19 protein-coding genes are annotated in these 15,317 nt (G+C 69.6%); 8 read left to right on the forward strand and 11 right to left on the reverse strand.

Annotation, left to right across the window (positions count from 1 at the left end; all coding sequences use genetic code 11):
* The first annotated feature begins 130 nt into the window (after positions 1-130).
* The 3 genes from CLV46_RS10495 to CLV46_RS10505 are packed head-to-tail and all read left to right on the forward strand — an operon-like array spanning position 131 to position 3,268.
* Positions 131-1,420 (forward strand): ABC transporter substrate-binding protein, encoded by a 1,290-nt coding sequence (locus CLV46_RS10495; RefSeq protein ID WP_100364717.1) that lies wholly within the window; start codon positions 131-133, stop codon positions 1,418-1,420.
* Between the two features lie 4 nt (positions 1,421-1,424).
* A complete protein-coding gene (locus CLV46_RS10500) occupies positions 1,425-2,369 on the forward strand; it encodes a carbohydrate ABC transporter permease (protein WP_100364718.1) in 945 nt (314 codons plus the stop codon).
* A complete protein-coding gene (locus CLV46_RS10505; RefSeq protein WP_100364719.1) occupies positions 2,369-3,268 on the forward strand; it encodes a carbohydrate ABC transporter permease in 900 nt (299 codons plus the stop codon). The genes CLV46_RS10500 and CLV46_RS10505 overlap by 1 nt, the downstream gene beginning before the upstream one ends.
* 78 nt (positions 3,269-3,346) lie before the next feature.
* Here the strand turns inward: CLV46_RS10505 and CLV46_RS10510 are convergent, their stop codons facing one another.
* The 5 genes from CLV46_RS10510 to CLV46_RS10530 form a co-directional block, all read right to left on the reverse strand.
* Positions 3,347-5,602: a polyribonucleotide nucleotidyltransferase gene (locus CLV46_RS10510; RefSeq protein ID WP_100364720.1), complete on the reverse strand. Its 2,256-nt coding sequence runs from the start codon at positions 5,600-5,602 to the stop codon at positions 3,347-3,349.
* Between the two features lie 278 nt (positions 5,603-5,880).
* Positions 5,881-6,495, reverse strand: a complete 615-nt coding sequence (locus CLV46_RS10515) for a hypothetical protein (RefSeq protein WP_100364721.1) — start codon at positions 6,493-6,495, stop codon at positions 5,881-5,883.
* Positions 6,492-7,124, reverse strand: a complete 633-nt coding sequence (locus CLV46_RS10520; protein WP_100364722.1) for a hypothetical protein — start codon at positions 7,122-7,124, stop codon at positions 6,492-6,494. The genes CLV46_RS10515 and CLV46_RS10520 overlap by 4 nt, the downstream gene beginning before the upstream one ends.
* Positions 7,125-7,163: 39 nt before the next feature.
* Positions 7,164-7,859, reverse strand: a complete 696-nt coding sequence (locus CLV46_RS10525; protein WP_100364723.1) for an FMN reductase — start codon at positions 7,857-7,859, stop codon at positions 7,164-7,166.
* Positions 7,856-9,058: an LLM class flavin-dependent oxidoreductase gene (locus CLV46_RS10530; protein ID WP_425430410.1), complete on the reverse strand. Its 1,203-nt coding sequence runs from the start codon at positions 9,056-9,058 to the stop codon at positions 7,856-7,858. Before CLV46_RS10530 ends, CLV46_RS10525 begins: the two co-directional genes overlap by 4 nt.
* A 110-nt stretch (positions 9,059-9,168) precedes the next feature.
* On the opposite strand from CLV46_RS10530, the gene CLV46_RS10535 reads away from it, so the two are divergent.
* Entirely contained in the window at positions 9,169-9,999 is an 831-nt protein-coding gene (locus CLV46_RS10535; protein ID WP_100364724.1) for an alpha/beta fold hydrolase, read from the forward strand.
* Positions 10,000-10,037: 38 nt separating this feature from the next.
* Here the strand turns inward: CLV46_RS10535 and CLV46_RS10540 are convergent, their stop codons facing one another.
* Genes CLV46_RS10540 through CLV46_RS17120 form a run of 4 tightly spaced genes read right to left on the reverse strand, consistent with a single transcriptional unit; the run spans position 10,038 to position 12,261 of the window.
* On the reverse strand, positions 10,038-10,529 hold the full coding sequence (locus CLV46_RS10540; RefSeq protein ID WP_100364725.1) for a nucleoside deaminase: 492 nt from the start codon (positions 10,527-10,529) through the stop codon (positions 10,038-10,040).
* A gap of 54 nt (positions 10,530-10,583) precedes the next feature.
* Positions 10,584-11,297 (reverse strand): Pr6Pr family membrane protein, encoded by a 714-nt coding sequence (locus CLV46_RS10545; protein WP_100364726.1) that lies wholly within the window; start codon positions 11,295-11,297, stop codon positions 10,584-10,586.
* A complete protein-coding gene (locus CLV46_RS10550; RefSeq protein WP_342746127.1) occupies positions 11,294-12,055 on the reverse strand; it encodes a fructosamine kinase family protein in 762 nt (253 codons plus the stop codon). Before CLV46_RS10550 ends, CLV46_RS10545 begins: the two co-directional genes overlap by 4 nt.
* Positions 12,056-12,066: 11 nt before the next feature.
* On the reverse strand, positions 12,067-12,261 hold the full coding sequence (locus CLV46_RS17120) for a hypothetical protein (protein WP_342746113.1): 195 nt from the start codon (positions 12,259-12,261) through the stop codon (positions 12,067-12,069).
* Between the two features lie 80 nt (positions 12,262-12,341).
* Between CLV46_RS17120 and trxA the strand changes: the two genes are divergently transcribed.
* From trxA to CLV46_RS10565, 3 genes are all read left to right on the forward strand, one after another.
* Positions 12,342-12,716: a thioredoxin gene (gene trxA, locus CLV46_RS10555; RefSeq protein WP_100364728.1), complete on the forward strand. Its 375-nt coding sequence runs from the start codon at positions 12,342-12,344 to the stop codon at positions 12,714-12,716.
* A 106-nt stretch (positions 12,717-12,822) separates the two neighbouring features.
* Complete coding sequence (locus CLV46_RS10560; protein WP_100364729.1) at positions 12,823-13,044, forward strand: KTSC domain-containing protein; 222 nt, start codon at positions 12,823-12,825, stop codon at positions 13,042-13,044.
* A gap of 64 nt (positions 13,045-13,108) precedes the next feature.
* Positions 13,109-13,597 carry a GyrI-like domain-containing protein gene (locus CLV46_RS10565; protein WP_157802297.1) on the forward strand — a complete coding sequence of 163 codons (489 nt, stop codon included), beginning with the start codon at positions 13,109-13,111 and terminating at the stop codon, positions 13,595-13,597.
* An 18-nt stretch (positions 13,598-13,615) separates the two neighbouring features.
* On the opposite strand, the gene CLV46_RS10570 is transcribed toward CLV46_RS10565, so the two are convergent.
* Together CLV46_RS10570 and rpsO are read right to left on the reverse strand one after the other, a co-directional pair.
* A complete protein-coding gene (locus CLV46_RS10570; protein WP_100364731.1) occupies positions 13,616-14,038 on the reverse strand; it encodes a hypothetical protein in 423 nt (140 codons plus the stop codon).
* Between the two features lie 93 nt (positions 14,039-14,131).
* Positions 14,132-14,401 (reverse strand): 30S ribosomal protein S15, encoded by a 270-nt coding sequence (gene rpsO, locus CLV46_RS10575; RefSeq protein WP_100364732.1) that lies wholly within the window; start codon positions 14,399-14,401, stop codon positions 14,132-14,134.
* Between the two features lie 134 nt (positions 14,402-14,535).
* Between rpsO and CLV46_RS10580 the strand changes: the two genes are divergently transcribed.
* Entirely contained in the window at positions 14,536-15,312 is a 777-nt protein-coding gene (locus tag CLV46_RS10580) for a glycoside hydrolase family 16 protein (protein ID WP_100364733.1), read from the forward strand.
* Positions 15,313-15,317 lie beyond the last annotated feature (5 nt).

Below are 15,317 nucleotides of genomic sequence, written 5' to 3' on the forward strand. Positions count from 1 at the left end.
AGCGTTGCACGGCGGACCGGTCTGTCTCCCTGAGTGGTCGCCGACCGCGCTTTACGAGGTCGCGCCTGCCGGTGTTGTATCCGGGAAGCAGCGTGCTGCGGCGGTCCCGGCTCGAGCGCGAGGAGGCGCGATGACCATGCCCCGACCCTTCCGACGCGCCGCGACGGCGGTGATGGCGACGGTCCTCATCGGCGGCGTGCTGAGCGGATGCGCGGGCAGCGGCGGCGACGGGGAGGTCGTGACGCTCGACTTCTTCCAGTTCAAGCCCGAGGCCGTGCAGGACTTCGCCGACATCATCGACGACTTCGAGGCCGAGAACCCGGACATCCGCGTCGTACAGAACGCCGTGCCCGACGCCGACACCGCCATCCGCACCCTCCTCGTGAAGGACAAGGTGCCCGACGTCCTCACCCTCAACGGGTCGGGCAACTTCGGCCGGCTCGCTCAGGCCGGCGTGTTCCACGACTTCACCGGTGATCCGCTCGTGGACGAGCAGAACCCGGCCGTGCTCGAGATCCTCGACGCTCTCGGCACCTATGAGGGCGAGGAGATCAACGGCCTCGGCATGGCGAACAACGCCGACGGCATCATCTACAACAAGCAGATCTTCGCCGAGCAGGGCCTGACCGTGCCGACCACGTGGGACGAGTTGATCGCGGTGTGCGAGAAGCTCGAGGCCGCCGGGATCCCGGCCTTCTACGGCACCCTGACCGACGCGTGGACGGCCATCCCGGCATGGAACGCCCTCGGCGGCCAGCTGCAGCCGGAGGACTTCTTCGACCGGATGCGCGAGGAGGGCGGAGACGTCGGTCCGGACGCGGAGGTCTCGTTCAGCAAGGACTACCCGGAGGCGATGGACAAGCTCCAGCAGCTCTACTCCTTCGCCCAGGACGACTATCGCAGCCGCGGATACGAGGACGGCAACCTCGCGTTCGCGAACGGGGAGTCCGCCATGTATCTGCAGGGCATCTGGACGATTAACCCCATCCTCGCCAACAACCCCGACATCGAGCTCGGCGTCTTCCCCTACCCCGCGGGCGACGACCCGGCGGATGTGCGACTCACCTCGGGCGTCGACGTCGCGGTCACGATCGGGCGCACGACGCCCCACCTCGAGGAGGCCAGGCGCTTCGTGGAGTACCTGCTCTCCCCCGAGGTCGTCGACGCGTTCGTGGAATCCCAGGTGATGTTCTCCACCCTCGCGGACGCGGCGCCGAACCCGAATCCGGTGCTCGCCGAGCTCGTGCCCTACTTCGAGGAGGGCCGCCTGATCGGGTTCATCGACCACCAGATCCCGCCCAGCATCCCGCTGCAGCCGATCGTGCAGGAGTTCCTGCTCGGCGGCTCGCCGGAGGCGGCGCTGCGGGAACTCGACAACGAGTGGCGCAAGGTCGCGCTGCGCACGACGGTACGGGAGTGACGCCATGACGACATCCACCGCCGCCCCGAAGGCCGCCGCCCCGGCGACCCCGGCCGGGTCGCCGCCGACCGTCCGCCGCAAGCGGTCCCGGCTCGGACGCACCCCGGCCGCGCACTACTGGATGGTCGTGCCCGCGCTCGTGCTGTTCTTCGTGCTGCACACCGTGCCGGTGATCGTCGGCGTTTTCTTCAGCTTCACCGACTACGCCGGATACGGGGTGTGGGACTTCGTGGGGCTGCGCAACTACGGCGCACTGTTCCAGGACGACCGGGTGATCGAGGCCTACGGGTTCACCTTCGGCGTCGCGATCGCGTGCACGGTGCTCGTGAACGTCATCGCGCTCGGCATCGCGCTCGCGCTCAACGCGAGGATCAAGTTCCAGGCGCTGTTCCGCGGCATCTTCTTCGTGCCGTACGTGCTCTCGATCCTCGTCGTCGGCTACGTGTTCCAATACATCTTCGCCAACTCGCTGCCGCAGCTGTTGAACGGCATCCCGGTGTTCCGCGACAACATCCTCGCCAATCCGGACTGGGCATGGACGGCGATCGTGTTCCTCACCGTCTGGCAGGGCGTGGCGTTCTCGACCATCCTCTACCTGGCCGGGCTGCAGACCATCCCGCAGGAACTGTACGAGGCGTCCTCGATCGACGGGGCGAGCAAGCGGCGGCAGTTCGCCTCGATCACCTTCCCGCTCATCGGCGCGTTCTTCACCATCAACATGGTGCTCGCGATGAAGACGTACCTGCAGGTCTTCGATCAGATCATCCCGCTCACGAACGGCGGGCCCGGCACCTCGACCGAGTCGATCACGCTGCTCATCTTCCGCGGCGGGTTCCAGGGCGGCGAGTACGCGTATCAGACCGCGAACGCGGTCATCTACCTGATCGTGATCATCCTGGTCTCGATCTTCCAGTTCAAGGTGCTCTCTCGTCGGGAGGCGGAGTTCTGATGGCGATCTCGACCCAGGGCGCGACGACCGCGCGCGCCGCCCTGCCCCGCACCCGGCGCTCCCGCAGCGGGATCGGCGAGGACAGCCGGCGGGTGAACTGGTGGCTCACGGCCCTCATCGCCGTGCTGTCGCTCACCGTGCTCATCCCGCTGTACTTCGCGATCGTGACCGCGCTGAAGACCCCGGACCAGTTGGCCGGCACCGGATTCGAGCTGCCCGCCCCGGTGGACCTGCAGAACTTCGCCGACGCGTGGAACCTCACCGACTTTCCGCGCACGCTCGCCAACACGGCGTTCATCACGGCCGGCGCGGTCGTGCTCACGCTGCTCACGAACTCGCTCGTGTCGTACGCGGTGGCCCGGAACATGCACAAGCCGTTCTTCAAGGGCGTGTACTTCTACGTGCTCACGGCCCTCTTCGTGCCGTTCCCGATCATCATGCTGCCGGTCGTCAAGGAGACGGCGGTGCTCGGCCTCGACAACCAGGCCGGGCTCATCCTGCTGTACACCGTGTACGGACTCTCGCTCAACGTGTTCATCTACGTCGCGTTCATCCGCTCGATCCCGATCGAGCTGGAGGAGGCCGCCCGCACCGACGGCGCGGGCACGTGGCGGGTGTTCTGGCGGGTCGTGTTCCCGCTGCTCGGCCCGATGAACGCGACGGTGGGCATCCTCACGTGCGTGTGGGCGTGGAACGACTTCCTGCTGCCCCTCGTGGTGCTCTCCGACCCGGCGGCGCGCACTCTGCCGCTCGCGCAGTACATCTTCCAGGGGCAGTTCAACACCGACTACACGACCGCCTTCGCCTCGTACCTGATGGCAATGGCACCGTTGCTGCTGGTCTACGTCTTCGCGCAACGCTGGGTGATCTCCGGCGTCATGCGCGGCTCGATCAAGTAGCCGCAACGCCGTTCCGACGCCCCGGAACGACGGATGCCCGCCCCGCGCGAGCGGGACGGGCATCCGGAACCGGGTGGATCAGACCTCGACGGTCTCCTCGACCACGTCGGCCGCACCCTCGGTCTCCTCGACCACCGGGGCGAGCGAGAGCTTGCCGCGGTCGTCGATCTTGGTGACCTCGACCTGGATCTTCTGGCCGACTCCGAGCACGTCTTCGACGTTCTCGACACGCTTGCCTCCGGCGAGCTTGCGCACCTCAGAGATGTGCAGCAGGCCGTCGCGACCCGGCATGAGCGACACGAACGCACCGAACGTCGCGATCTTGACGACCGTTCCGAGGTAGCGCTCACCGATCTCCGGGTTGTGCGGGTTGGCGATCGCGTTGACTGCGGCGCGGGCGGCCTCGGCCGAGGGGCCGTCGGTCGCACCGATGAACACGGTGCCGTCGTCCTCGATCGAGATGTCGGCGCCGGTGTCGTCCTGGATCTGGTTGATCGTCTTGCCCTTCGGGCCGATCAGCTCGCCGATCTTGTCGACCGGGATCTGCACGCTGATGACGCGCGGCGCGGTCGGCGCCATCTCGTCGGGCGCGTCGATCGCCTGGTTGAGCACGTTGAGGATGGCGACACGCGCCTCCTTCGCCTGCTTCAGCGCGCCGTCGAGCACCGACGACGGGATGCCGTCGAGCTTCGTGTCGAGCTGGATGGCGGTGACGAACTCGCTCGTGCCGGCGACCTTGAAGTCCATGTCGCCGAGCGCATCCTCGGCACCCAGGATGTCGGTGAGCGCCGCGTAGCGGGTCTCACCGTCGACCTCGTCGGAGACGAGACCCATCGCGATACCGGCGACCGGGGCCTTGAGCGGCACACCGGCGTTCAGCAGCGACAGCGTCGAGGCGCAGACCGAACCCATCGAGGTCGAGCCGTTGGAGCTGAGCGCCTCCGAGACCTGACGGATCGCGTAGGGGAACTCCTCGCGGCTCGGCAGCACCGGCACGAGCGCGCGCTCGGCGAGGAAGCCGTGCCCGATCTCGCGACGCTTCGGCGAACCCACGCGGCCGGTCTCACCGGTCGAGTACGGCGGGAAGTTGTAGTGGTGCAGGTAGCGCTTCTTCGTGACGGGCGACAGCGAGTCGATCTGCTGCTCCATCTTGAGCATGTTCAGCGTGGTGACGCCCAGGATCTGGGTCTCGCCGCGCTGGAAGATCGCCGAACCGTGCACGCGCGGGATGACCTGCACCTCGGCGTCGAGCGCACGGATGTCCGCGAGCCCACGACCGTCGATGCGGACACCGTCGGTGAGGATGCGGCCGCGGACGATCTTCTTGGTGACGGCCTTGTACGCCGCGCTCACCATCGGGGGCACGTCGCCGCCGAGCTCGCCCGACTCGACCTTCTCCTGGATGGCGGCCTTGACGCGCTCCTTGAGCGCGTCGTCGGCGTTCTGACGCTCCTGCTTGTCGGCGATCTGGTAGATCGCGGCGAGCTCGTCGTGCGCGAGGGCGTCGACGGCGGCGAAGGCCTCGTCGCTGTACTGCAGGAAGACCGGGTAGTCCTGGATCTCCTTGGCCGACTGCGCGGCGAGTTCCGACTGGGCCTTCACGAGCTGCTTGAGGAACGGCTTCGCCGCCTCGAGGCCCTGGGCCACCACGGTCTCGTCGGGCTTGGTGGCGCCGGCGCGGATGAGCTCCCAGCTGCCCTCGGTCGCCTCGGCCTCGACCATCATGATGGCGATGTCCTCGTTGCCGTCCTTGTCGGTGACGAGGCGGCCGGCGACGGTGAGGTCGAACACGGCCTCGGCGAGCTGCGAGTGCTTCGGGAAGGCGACCCACTGGTCGCCGATGAGGGCGAGGCGGATGCCGGCGATCGGGCCGCTGAAGGGCAGGCCCGAGATCTGGGTCGATGCCGACGCCGCGTTGATCGCGAGCGCGTCGTAGAACTCGTCGGGCGCGATGCTGAGCACCGTGATGACGATCTGCACCTCGTTGCGGAGGCCGTCCACGAACGACGGGCGCAGCGGCCGGTCGATCAGACGGCAGACGAGGATCGCCTCGGTCGAGGGGCGGCCCTCGCGGCGGAAGAACGAACCGGGGATCTTGCCCGCGGCGTACGAACGCTCTTCGACGTCCACCGTCAGGGGGAAGAAGTCGAAGCCGTCACGGGGGTGCTTGCCGGCGCTCGTGGCGCTGAGCAGCATGGTCTCCTCGTCGAGGTACGCGGCGACCGAGCCCTGCGCCTGCTGGGCGAGGCGGCCGGTCTCGAAGCGAACCGTACGAGTGCCGAACTTGCCGTTGTCGAGAACGGCTTCGGCGAACTTGATTTCAGGACCTTCCATCGAGGTCTGTCTCCTTCACTGCCGCGCGCTGAAGCACGCGACGAACGCGGGACGTCGACGACGCCCCATCTCGCGGAGCGGGAGCGGGCAGGAAGAACGGGGCGCGTTCGGCGCGCCGGTCGTCTGCTCTGGCCAACAGTAGAAGTGCTCCGACTCCGTGTTCGGAAGACCACCACCGGTGACCAGCTTCGTGCCGGCCTGCTCCGTTGTGTTGCTCGGTTCGTGGGAACCGACAACGATTCTAACAGGCGGGCCGCTCGGCACCTAGGAACGGCGCGTCATCCGGTCGGCAACCAGCGGGGCGTGCCCGGACACGCCGCGGCGATCGCGGCCTGCTCCGGGGCGCTCAAGACGTCGAGTCCGCTTGCGGAGTAGAGGAAGAAGACGCCTTCGGGACGCTTCTGCTGCTGGGCGAAGGGCACCGGCTCGGGCACGTCGAGACCGAAGCGCTCGAGGCACTCGGCTGAGCGCACGTGATGCAGCCAGACGGCCTGGAGTTGCGCGTCGCTCCACACCCACTCGAGCTGGGACTCCGGCACGATCGCGCTCCAGCACGCCACGTTCGCCACCTCGAACGGGGTACCGCCCTCGGGTGCCTCGGGGAACTCCATCCCCCCGTTCAGCTGCACCCTCACCTCGATGCCGAGTCCGGTGAAGCACGCCTGACGTTCACGTAGCTGCTCCCCCTCCGTGACCACGGCCACCCGGGGAGCGACACCCAGTCCGAGTTCTGGATAGGCGCGGCTGACGTCCTCCCACTGCGTGTCGACGTCCTCCTGGAGCTGGGCGATCTTCTCCTCGCGCGTCAGCGGGCCGGGCTCGGGCTGCGCCGCGCATCCGGCGAGTGCCGCCAGGGCGACGAGCGCCACGGCGATGCCCGCACGTGCCCTCACGGTTCCTCCCGCTGCGCCTCGGGTTCGGGGTAGGGCGGGCATCGGGAGATGAGCCGGCCGAGCAGCGCGGCGTCGCCGCGCACCGGCGGGGCGATCTCCGACAACGGATCCCAGCCGACGGCCGCACCGCTCAACACCGCGGCGAGGGGCGGTGGTTGGGGCACGCGGTGCCCTGCGCGTTCCAGACACGGCAGAGTGATGTAGGTCTGGTGTGCCCACGTCGCCGCGAGCTCCCGAGGGCCGGGCACCCATTGGAGTTGCTCCTCGCTCACGATCCGGGCGAAGCACAGCGCGCCGAGGTTCTCGCTCGGCACGGTCGTCGCGGGCTCCTCGTTCCACGAGTAGCTGCCGTCGGCATGGGCCGTCGCGTCGAATCCGAGTCCGCGCAAGCACTCGACGACGGTGTCGACGAGCTCATCGTCGGGCACCACGACGATGCCGCGGCCGACGAGGTCGTCCATCGGAGGATCCTGCGCCGTGGCGCTGGCCCAGTACTCGTCGAGGGAGCGCTGGAGGTAGGAGATTCTCTCCTCGCGCGTCGACTCGGGCAGCCCGCTCGCGATGCATCCGCTCACCAGCAGCGGCAGGCACAGCAGGGCCAGGACCGCCGCTCCCGTCCGCCTGCGCACGGCGCCAGTGTAGGCCCGTGCGCGGCGGAACGGGTGGCGTCAGTTCGCGCCGAACGCGCCGATCGGGTTGAACCCGGCGGGGAGCCGGAACGGGTCGTTGAGCCCGTCCCTGGTGCTCTCCCGCACGAGCGCGGCGAACTCGCGCGCCGCACGGCCGATGCGGTCGGGCAACGACGACTCGCCGCCCGCGCCCCAGTCCTCCGACGCCGCGAAGACGCCCGTCGGAGCGACGACGGCATGCAGATAGGTGAACACGGGCCGGATGGCGTAGTCGAGCGCGAGCGAGTGCCGCGACGTGCCGCCCGTCGCGCCGATGAGCACGGGAAGGTCGGTGAGCGACTGCGGGTCGAGCACGTCGACGAACGACTTGAACAGGCCGCTGTAGCTCGTCGTGAAGATCGGGGTCACCGCGATGAGCCCGTCCGACCCCGTCACCGCATCGAGCGCCTGCTGGAGCTTCGGGCTCGGGAACCCGGTGAGCAGGTTGTTCGTGATGTCGTGCGCGAGGTCGCGCAGCTCGATCGCGGTGACCTCGACGCGCACGCCGTGCTCGCCCATCCGCTCGACCGTCGCATCCGCCAGCCGATCCGCCAGCAGTCGCGTCGACGACGGCTGGCTCAAGCCGGCGGCCACCACGGCGATGCGTTTGACCGTCGGGAATTCAGGAGTCGCGCCGGCCACGGCCTCGGCGGGTGATGTCGGAAATTCAGGAGTGCGACCGTCGATCCCGCTCATCGGGCGCCTCCGGCCGCGATCACGGAACCGTTCCCCTGAATTTCCGACGCGGCGTCGGCGGAGGAGTCCTGAGTTTCCGACACGCCGCCGGCGGAGGAGTCCTGAGTTTCCGACGCGGCGCGCGCGGCAGCGACGCGGGAGGCGTGGGTGGGCGCGTCGGGCACGTGTGCCGGGCGGCCCTCGGCGAACTCCTTGCGGAGCACGGGCACGACCTCGCCGCCCAGGATCTCGAGCTGCTCGAGCACGGTGCCGAGCGGCAGGCCGGCGTGATCCATCAGGAAGAGCTGGCGCTGGTAGTGGCCGAAGTGGTCGCGCATCGCCGCGTAGCGGTCGATGACCTGCTGCGGGCTGCCGACGGTGAGGGGGGTCATCTCGCTGAACTCCTCGAGCGACGGGCCGTGTCCGTACACGGGCGCCTCGTCGAAGTAGGGGCGGAACTCGTTGACCGCGTCCTGCGACTTCGCCCGCATGAACACCTGACCGCCGAGGCCCACGATCGCCTGGTCGGCGCGGCCGTGGCCGTAGTGTTCGAAGCGCTGCCGGTAGAGGTCGATGAGGCGCATGTAGTGCTCCTTCGGCCAGAAGATGTTGTTCGCGAAGAATCCGTCGCCGTAGTAGGCGGCCTGCTCGGCGATCTCGGGCGAGCGGATGCTGCCGTGCCAGACGAACGGGGGCACGCCGTCGAGCGGCCGCGGCGTGGACTGGAAGCCCTGCAGCGGCGTGCGGAAGCGTCCTTGCCAGTCGACGAAGTCCTCACGCCAGAGGCGGTGCAGCAGCGCGTAGTTCTCGACGGCGAGCTCGATGCCCTGCCGGATGTCCTTGCCGAACCACGGATAGACGGGGCCGGTGTTGCCGCGACCGAGCGTGAGGTCGACGCGACCGTCGGCGACGTGCTGCAGCATCGCGTAGTCCTCGGCGATCTTGACGGGGTCGTTCGTCGTGATGAGCGTCGTCGCGGTCGACAGCTGCAGCGTCGTCGTCTTCGCCGCGATGTAGCCGAGCATCGTCGTCGGCGACGAGGGCACGAACGGCGGGTTGTGGTGCTCCCCCAGCGCGAAGACGTCGAGGCCGACCTCCTCCGCCTTCTGCGCGATGGTGAGGATGTTGCGGATGCGCTCGTTCTCGGTCGGCGTGGTGCGCGTCGTCGGATTCGCGGTCACGTCGCCGACGGTGAAGATGCCGAACTGCACTTGAGCCATGGTCCCTCGCTTTTTCATGCGTTTGTATGAACATCGTATCGAACGGCACGTCGGTCGTCGCTATTCCCGCTCCTCTACTCTGGACTGCCGTGGAACCTCGACGCGATACCGTGACCCTCCCCGACGGCCGATCCCTCGCCTGGAGCGAGTGGGGCGCCCCCACCGCCCGGCCCGTGCTGTTCTGCTCGGGAGCGGGTATGAGCGGGTCCCTCGGTTTCGGGCTCGACGACCTCGACGAGCTCGGTCTGCGCCTCGTCGGGATCGACCGACCGGGCTTCGGACGTTCGAGCGGGCATCCCGAGCTCACCCTCGACTCGTGGGTCGCCGACGTGCGGGCACTGCCCGCCGTGCGCGACGGCGAGCGCCCGCTCGCCGTCGGGTTCTCGCAGGGCTCGCCGTTCGCGCTCGCCCTCGGGGCGTCCGGCGTCGTGGACGCCGTCGCCGTCGTCGCCGGGCTCGACGACGTGCAGGAGGCGCGCGAACGGCTGGTGCCGCAAGTGGCGGGCATGGTCGAGGAGGCGACGGCCGATCCGGCGGGCTTCGAGCGCCGTTTCGCCGAGATGGCCGACGCGGACGGGCTCTGGTCCCTCGTGCTCGGCATGAGCGGCGACGCCGATCGGGCCTTCTACGCAGGCGCGCTCGCCGAGGGGTATCGCCGCAGCCTCGAGGAGGGCTTCGCCCGAGGCGCCGCCGGATACGCGCGCGAACTCGCCGTCACCTACGCGCCCTGGCCGTTCCGCGTCGAGGACGTGCACGTGCCGGTGCAGCTCTGGTACGGACTCCTCGACACGAGCCCCGTGCACTCCCCCGACTTCGGGCAGACGCTCGAACGACGCCTCCCGCGCGCCCGTCGCTTCGCGATCGAGGATGCGGGCAGCTCACTGCTGTGGACGCGCGCCCGCGACATCCTCTCGACCCTCGACGCATCCGCGCCGCGCTGACCCGTGCGCCATCCGCTCGACCGACCGGAGGGCGCGAGTCAGCTCCGTCTGCGCGCCCGGTCGTGCAGTTCGCGCATGACGCGGTCGTAAGGCGGGACCGGACCGTCCACGGGCACCCCCGGAGCGATCTCCGAGATCGGGCGCACAGCGACCGGTCCGGGTGCGAGCCCCCACCCCGCACGCCATTCCGCGAGTTGCGCGCTCGACGCCGCGAACACGACGCGACCGAGACCCGCCCAGCCGTGCGCCGCGGCGCACATCGGGCAGTGCTCCCCGGAGGTGTAGACGACCGTCTCCGCGCGATCCGCGTCGGTGAGGTGCGCGACGGCCCACCGCACGAGCTCGAGCTCGGGGTGCGCGGTGGGGTCGTTGCTCGTGGTCTCGCGATTCACCGCCTCGGCGAGCACACCGCCGTCCGCCGCGACGAGCACCGACCCGAAGGGGTCGTCGCCCGCGTCGAGCGCGTGTCCGGCCAGTTCGACGCAGCGCTCCAGGTGCACCCGGTCGCGGGCGGATGGACTGAAGGACATGAGGCTCCCCGTTCCCAGCGGGCCGCGCGACGTCGCGGAGCCCGGCAACGCCCCCTACCGTAGGCGTCGCGGAGGGGGTGCGCCAACCGTCTTCCCGGCGTGCGGCCCGGACCGCGCCGCGGGCGCGTCACGGGCCACCCCGAGCGCGACGACGAGAACGGCGAGCAGCAGGAACGCGACGAGCACCGGAGCGAGCGTTCCGACGAGCGCCGCGTAGCCCGCGGGACCGGATGCGTCGAGGAACGGATACGGGTACCAGCCGATGACCGCTCCGCGCAGCAGGGTGATCCCGAAGTACAGCACCGGCACGACGAGCGTCGCGAGCGGATGCCACCAGCGCACGCCCGCTCGTCCGCGCACGAGCAGCCAGTCGAGCAGCGCGAGGGCGGGCACCACGTCGTGCAGCAGGGCGTTCAGCACGGGCCCGGATGCTCCGGCCGTGCCGATGAGCAGGTGGAACAGCACGCTCGTGGCGAGGATGGCGACGACGGCCGACGCCCGCGCGAGTTCGGCGCCGCGGCCGGGCCGGAGCGCACCGAGCAGGAACGAGGCCGCCACGAGCAGGTTGCTCACGATCGTGAACTGACCGAAGTAGTTGCCGATGTCGAACGCGGGGAGGGCGCCCGCGACGAGCCCGAGGTCGACCGCGACGATCGCGAGCACGACGACGCCGAGCACGCCGCGCAGCACCCGCACCGGGCGCAGCGACGACGGGAAGGGCGGACGAACCCGCCGAGGACCGGACGAGCCGACGTCGGGGCCGCTCACGCCGCGTCCGCCGCCCGCAGCGCCGCGAGCGCGGCCTGGTGGAGTGCGCGACCGTAGGAGCGGCCGTGTCCGGCGGCATGCACCGCGAGCGGATGGAGCTGGTGCACCGGCACCCGCTCGCGCCAGCCGTCACGCAAGGGTCGCTCGGCGTCGTACGCGTCGAGCACGTCGTCGAGGTGAGGGCAGCCGAACAGCTGCAGCATCGCGAGGTCGGTCTCCCGGTGTCCGCCGTGCGCCGCCGGGTCGATGAGCACCACCCCGTCGTCGCTCCACAGCACGTTGCCGGTCCACAGGTCGCCGTGCAGCCGCGCCGGCGGCTCGTCGTCGTCGAACGCGCCCTCGGAGACGACATCGCAGGCCCGTCGGACGTCGCGCTCCTCCTCCAGCGTCACGGTGCCGGCCGACACGGCGATCTCGAGGAACGGGAGCACCCGGTCGCGGGCGTAGAACGCACCCCAGGCGTGCGAGTCCGCTCGCGCCATCGGCCGGCGTCCGATGAACAAGGGCCCGTCCCACCCCTCCGGAGGGGCGCCGAACGCCGTCGCGCCCGCGGCGTGCAGCCGGGCGAGCTGGGCGCCGAAACGGCGGGCGGCCGCGCGGGAGGGCGGCACCTCGTCGATGCGCTCCAGTTCGATGCGCCCCGCCGCGACGTCGACCACGTGGGCCACGCGCACGGCCCGTGCCTCCGCGAGCCAGCGCAGGCCGGCGGCCTCGGCCTCGAAGAACGCCCGCGGGGCGTCCGGCCGCGACTTGGTCAGCGTCCGCACGGTCAGGCGGCGTCGTGCGGCCGGCGGAGCAGCCACATCACGAGCGCGACGATCACGGCCGCGATGATCACCGTGAACACCGCCTTGAGGGCGAACACCACGACACCGAAGAGAAGCTCGACGAACCACCAGGCGACGACGAGAGCGAGCACGGCCACGATGACGGCGATGAGGGTGAGTCCCGCTCTGCTGCGCATGAGTCCAGCGTAGGCACCGTTCAGCGGGTTCGCTCCGTGCTCTCAGCGGGCTCGGATGGGTGCCCGCCTAGGCTGGAGCGATGGCTACCGTCGAACTGACCATGGAGAACTTCGAGGACACGGTGCTCGAGGGCGGGATCGTCCTCGTGGACTTCTGGGCCGACTGGTGCGGCCCGTGCAAGCAGTTCGCCCCCACCTACGACGCGGTGTCGGAGCAAAACGAGGACATCGTCTTCGGCAAGGTCGACACCGAGGCGCAGCAGCAGCTCGCCGCCGCGTTCGACATCCGCTCCATCCCGACGATCATGGCGTTCCGCGACGGCATCGGCATCTACCAGCAGCCCGGCGCCCTGCCGCGCCCGATGCTCGAGGAGATCATCACGCAGGTGCGGGCGCTCGACATGGACGCGGTGCGCGCCGAGGTGTCGAAGCAGCAGCACTCCGAGCTCCAGTAGCGCTGCGGCGCCCAGTGCGCCCCCTCCTCGACGGCCCGGCGTCAAACCCACTGACCGTTGCCTGGACGCGTGACGGGCGATCCCCTCGGACGGCGAGGATGGACGGATGTGGGTCGTGCTCGAATCGTCGGTGTTGCGCGCGGTGCGCTACGACGATGCGACCCGCAGTCTGCGCGTGCGGTTCACGAGCGGTGCGATGTACGAGTACTACGACGTGCCCCGCGAGGTGTACGACGCCCTGCTCGACCCGCCCGACGGGTCGCACGGCCGGTACTTCTCGACGCACGTCCGTGACGCGTTCGACTACGACGAGTTGAAGAGGCGTTGACCACGCTGCAGGAGGCGCGCTAGCCTCGCCGACAATGTGGACACCATCCACCGAGGAGGCGCCGGTGCACGATATCGCGGTGGTCGCACGGCACGCACAGCACGCGGTCGCGATCTCGACCGAAGTGACGATGCCCGACTTCGCCCCGGCGATCAGCGCCCATGACCGCATCCTGGGCTGGCTGGCCGAACGCGGGATGAGCCCGGCGGGCGCGCCGTTCTTCCACTACGCGGTTGTCGACATGCCGCGACTGGTCGTCGTCGCCGGGTGGCCCGTCGACCGCGACGTGGTGGGAGATGACGACGTGCAGCCGCTCACGCTGCCGGCGGGACGGTTCGCGACGCTCCGTCATCGTGGCCACCCCGACGAACTCGAGGCCGCCACCGGCGAACTGCTGGCGTGGGCGGATGAGCGGGGGCTCGCCTTCGACCGAGCCGAGTCCGCGCGCGGCGAGGAGTGGGCGTGCCGACTGGAGATCTACGAGACGGACCCGGCCGAGGAACCCGACTTGAGCCGGTGGGAGACCACGCTCGTGTTCAAACTCCGCGACTGACCGCGTCGCGCTCGCGGTTCAGCGGGTGCGACCCATCAGCAGGTCCACGCGGTAGCCGTTCTTGGTCTTCACGACGGCCACGGGGATACGCGCCTTGTCTCCGCGGTTCTCGAGGCGCGAGAGCGCCTCGTCGACGATCGACTCGAGCCCGCGGGGAACGGTGCCGACGACACCGCTCACGCGACGTCCCGTGAACAGCCGCACCTCGATGGGGGCGTCGACGCCCTCCTGCTGACTGCTACGACGGCTCATCGCCGTCGTGATCTCGTCTTCGCCGGCCGAGGCGATCGTCTCGAGCTCCTGCTGGTACGGGTCGCTGCCCGCGAGACGGATCTTGACGTCCTTGTTGTTCGGGATGAGGTCGAACTTGTAGTTGTCGAACGACCCGGATCCCCGGTCGGTCTTGGGCAGCGGGTTGTCGTCACGACGCCAGAAGGGCATGAACGGATGCTACCCGCGCTGCGACGCGGGAATGACGAAGGGCCGCCACCGGAACGGTGACGGCCCTCCGCAAGAAGTTCGCGGTATCAGCGACTAGCGACGCAGACCCAGGCGCTCGATCAGGGAGCGGTAACGCTCGATGTCGATGTCCTGCAGGTACCCCAGCAGGCGTCGACGCTGACCGACGAGCAGGAGCAGACCACGACGCGAGTGGTGGTCGTGCTTGTGCTGCTTGAGGTGCTCGGTCAGGTCCTTGATCCGGCGGCTCAGCATGGCGACCTGGACCTCAGGGGATCCGGTGTCACCGGGGTGGGTCGCGTACTCTTCGATGATCGCCTTCTTGACATCAGCGGGCAGTGCCATAGGTGGGATCCCCTTCCTCTCGTTGCGCGGTGCCCCGACCTGATGCCGGAGCGCTCTTTATCCGCGGCCGATATGACGGCAACCGGAGTAGCTTACCAGACCCCCGGCCGCGCGCGGACTGGCAGACTGCCGTCGTGATCGACCGCAGCGGGCTCGTGCTCGACCTCGACGAACGTTTCGATGTGGCCTCCCTCGACGAGACGGTGTGGCTCGCGCACTATCTGCCGCACTGGACGACACCGGAGCGCTCCGCCGCCCGCTACCGACTGCGTCACGGACGGCTCGAACTGCGGATCGAGCAGGATCAGCCGGAGTGGGCGCCCGACATCGTCCGAGGGATGCGCGTGTCGAACCTGCAGACCGGACACGTCGCCGGCCCGCTCGGCTCGGCGATCGGGCAACACCGCACGGACGAGCGGCTCGTCGTGCGCACGGAACACCCCTCCCGCACGCTGCGGCTCGTGCGGCACGGGGTCGTGGAGGCGCGGATCCGGGTCTCCCCCGATCCGAGCTGCATGACCGCGTTGTGGATGATCGGCGTCGAGGACGAGCCGGAGCGGTCGGCCGAGATCTGCATCATGGAGGTGTTCGGTCGTGAACTGGATGCGCGCGGAGGTCTCGTCGGCGTCGGCGTGCATCCCCATCACGACCCGCGGGTCACCGACTCCTTCCGCAAGGTGCGCCGGCACGACGACCTCTCCGCGTGGCACGACTACGCCGTGGACTGGGCCGCGGACCGCATCCGCTTCTTCATCGACGGCGACCTCGTGCACACGGTCGACGAACGCATCGACTACCCCATGCAGCTCATGCTCGATCTGTTCGAGTTCCCGGAGAACGACGACCGGCCGGCCGACGCCTATCCGAAGACGGCGTCGGTCGACCGGGTCGAGGTGTGGCGGCGGCCCTGACCGGG

It is taken from the genome of Diaminobutyricimonas aerilata (genome assembly GCF_002797715.1).
Classification (GTDB): Bacteria; Actinomycetota; Actinomycetes; order Actinomycetales; family Microbacteriaceae; genus Diaminobutyricimonas; species Diaminobutyricimonas aerilata.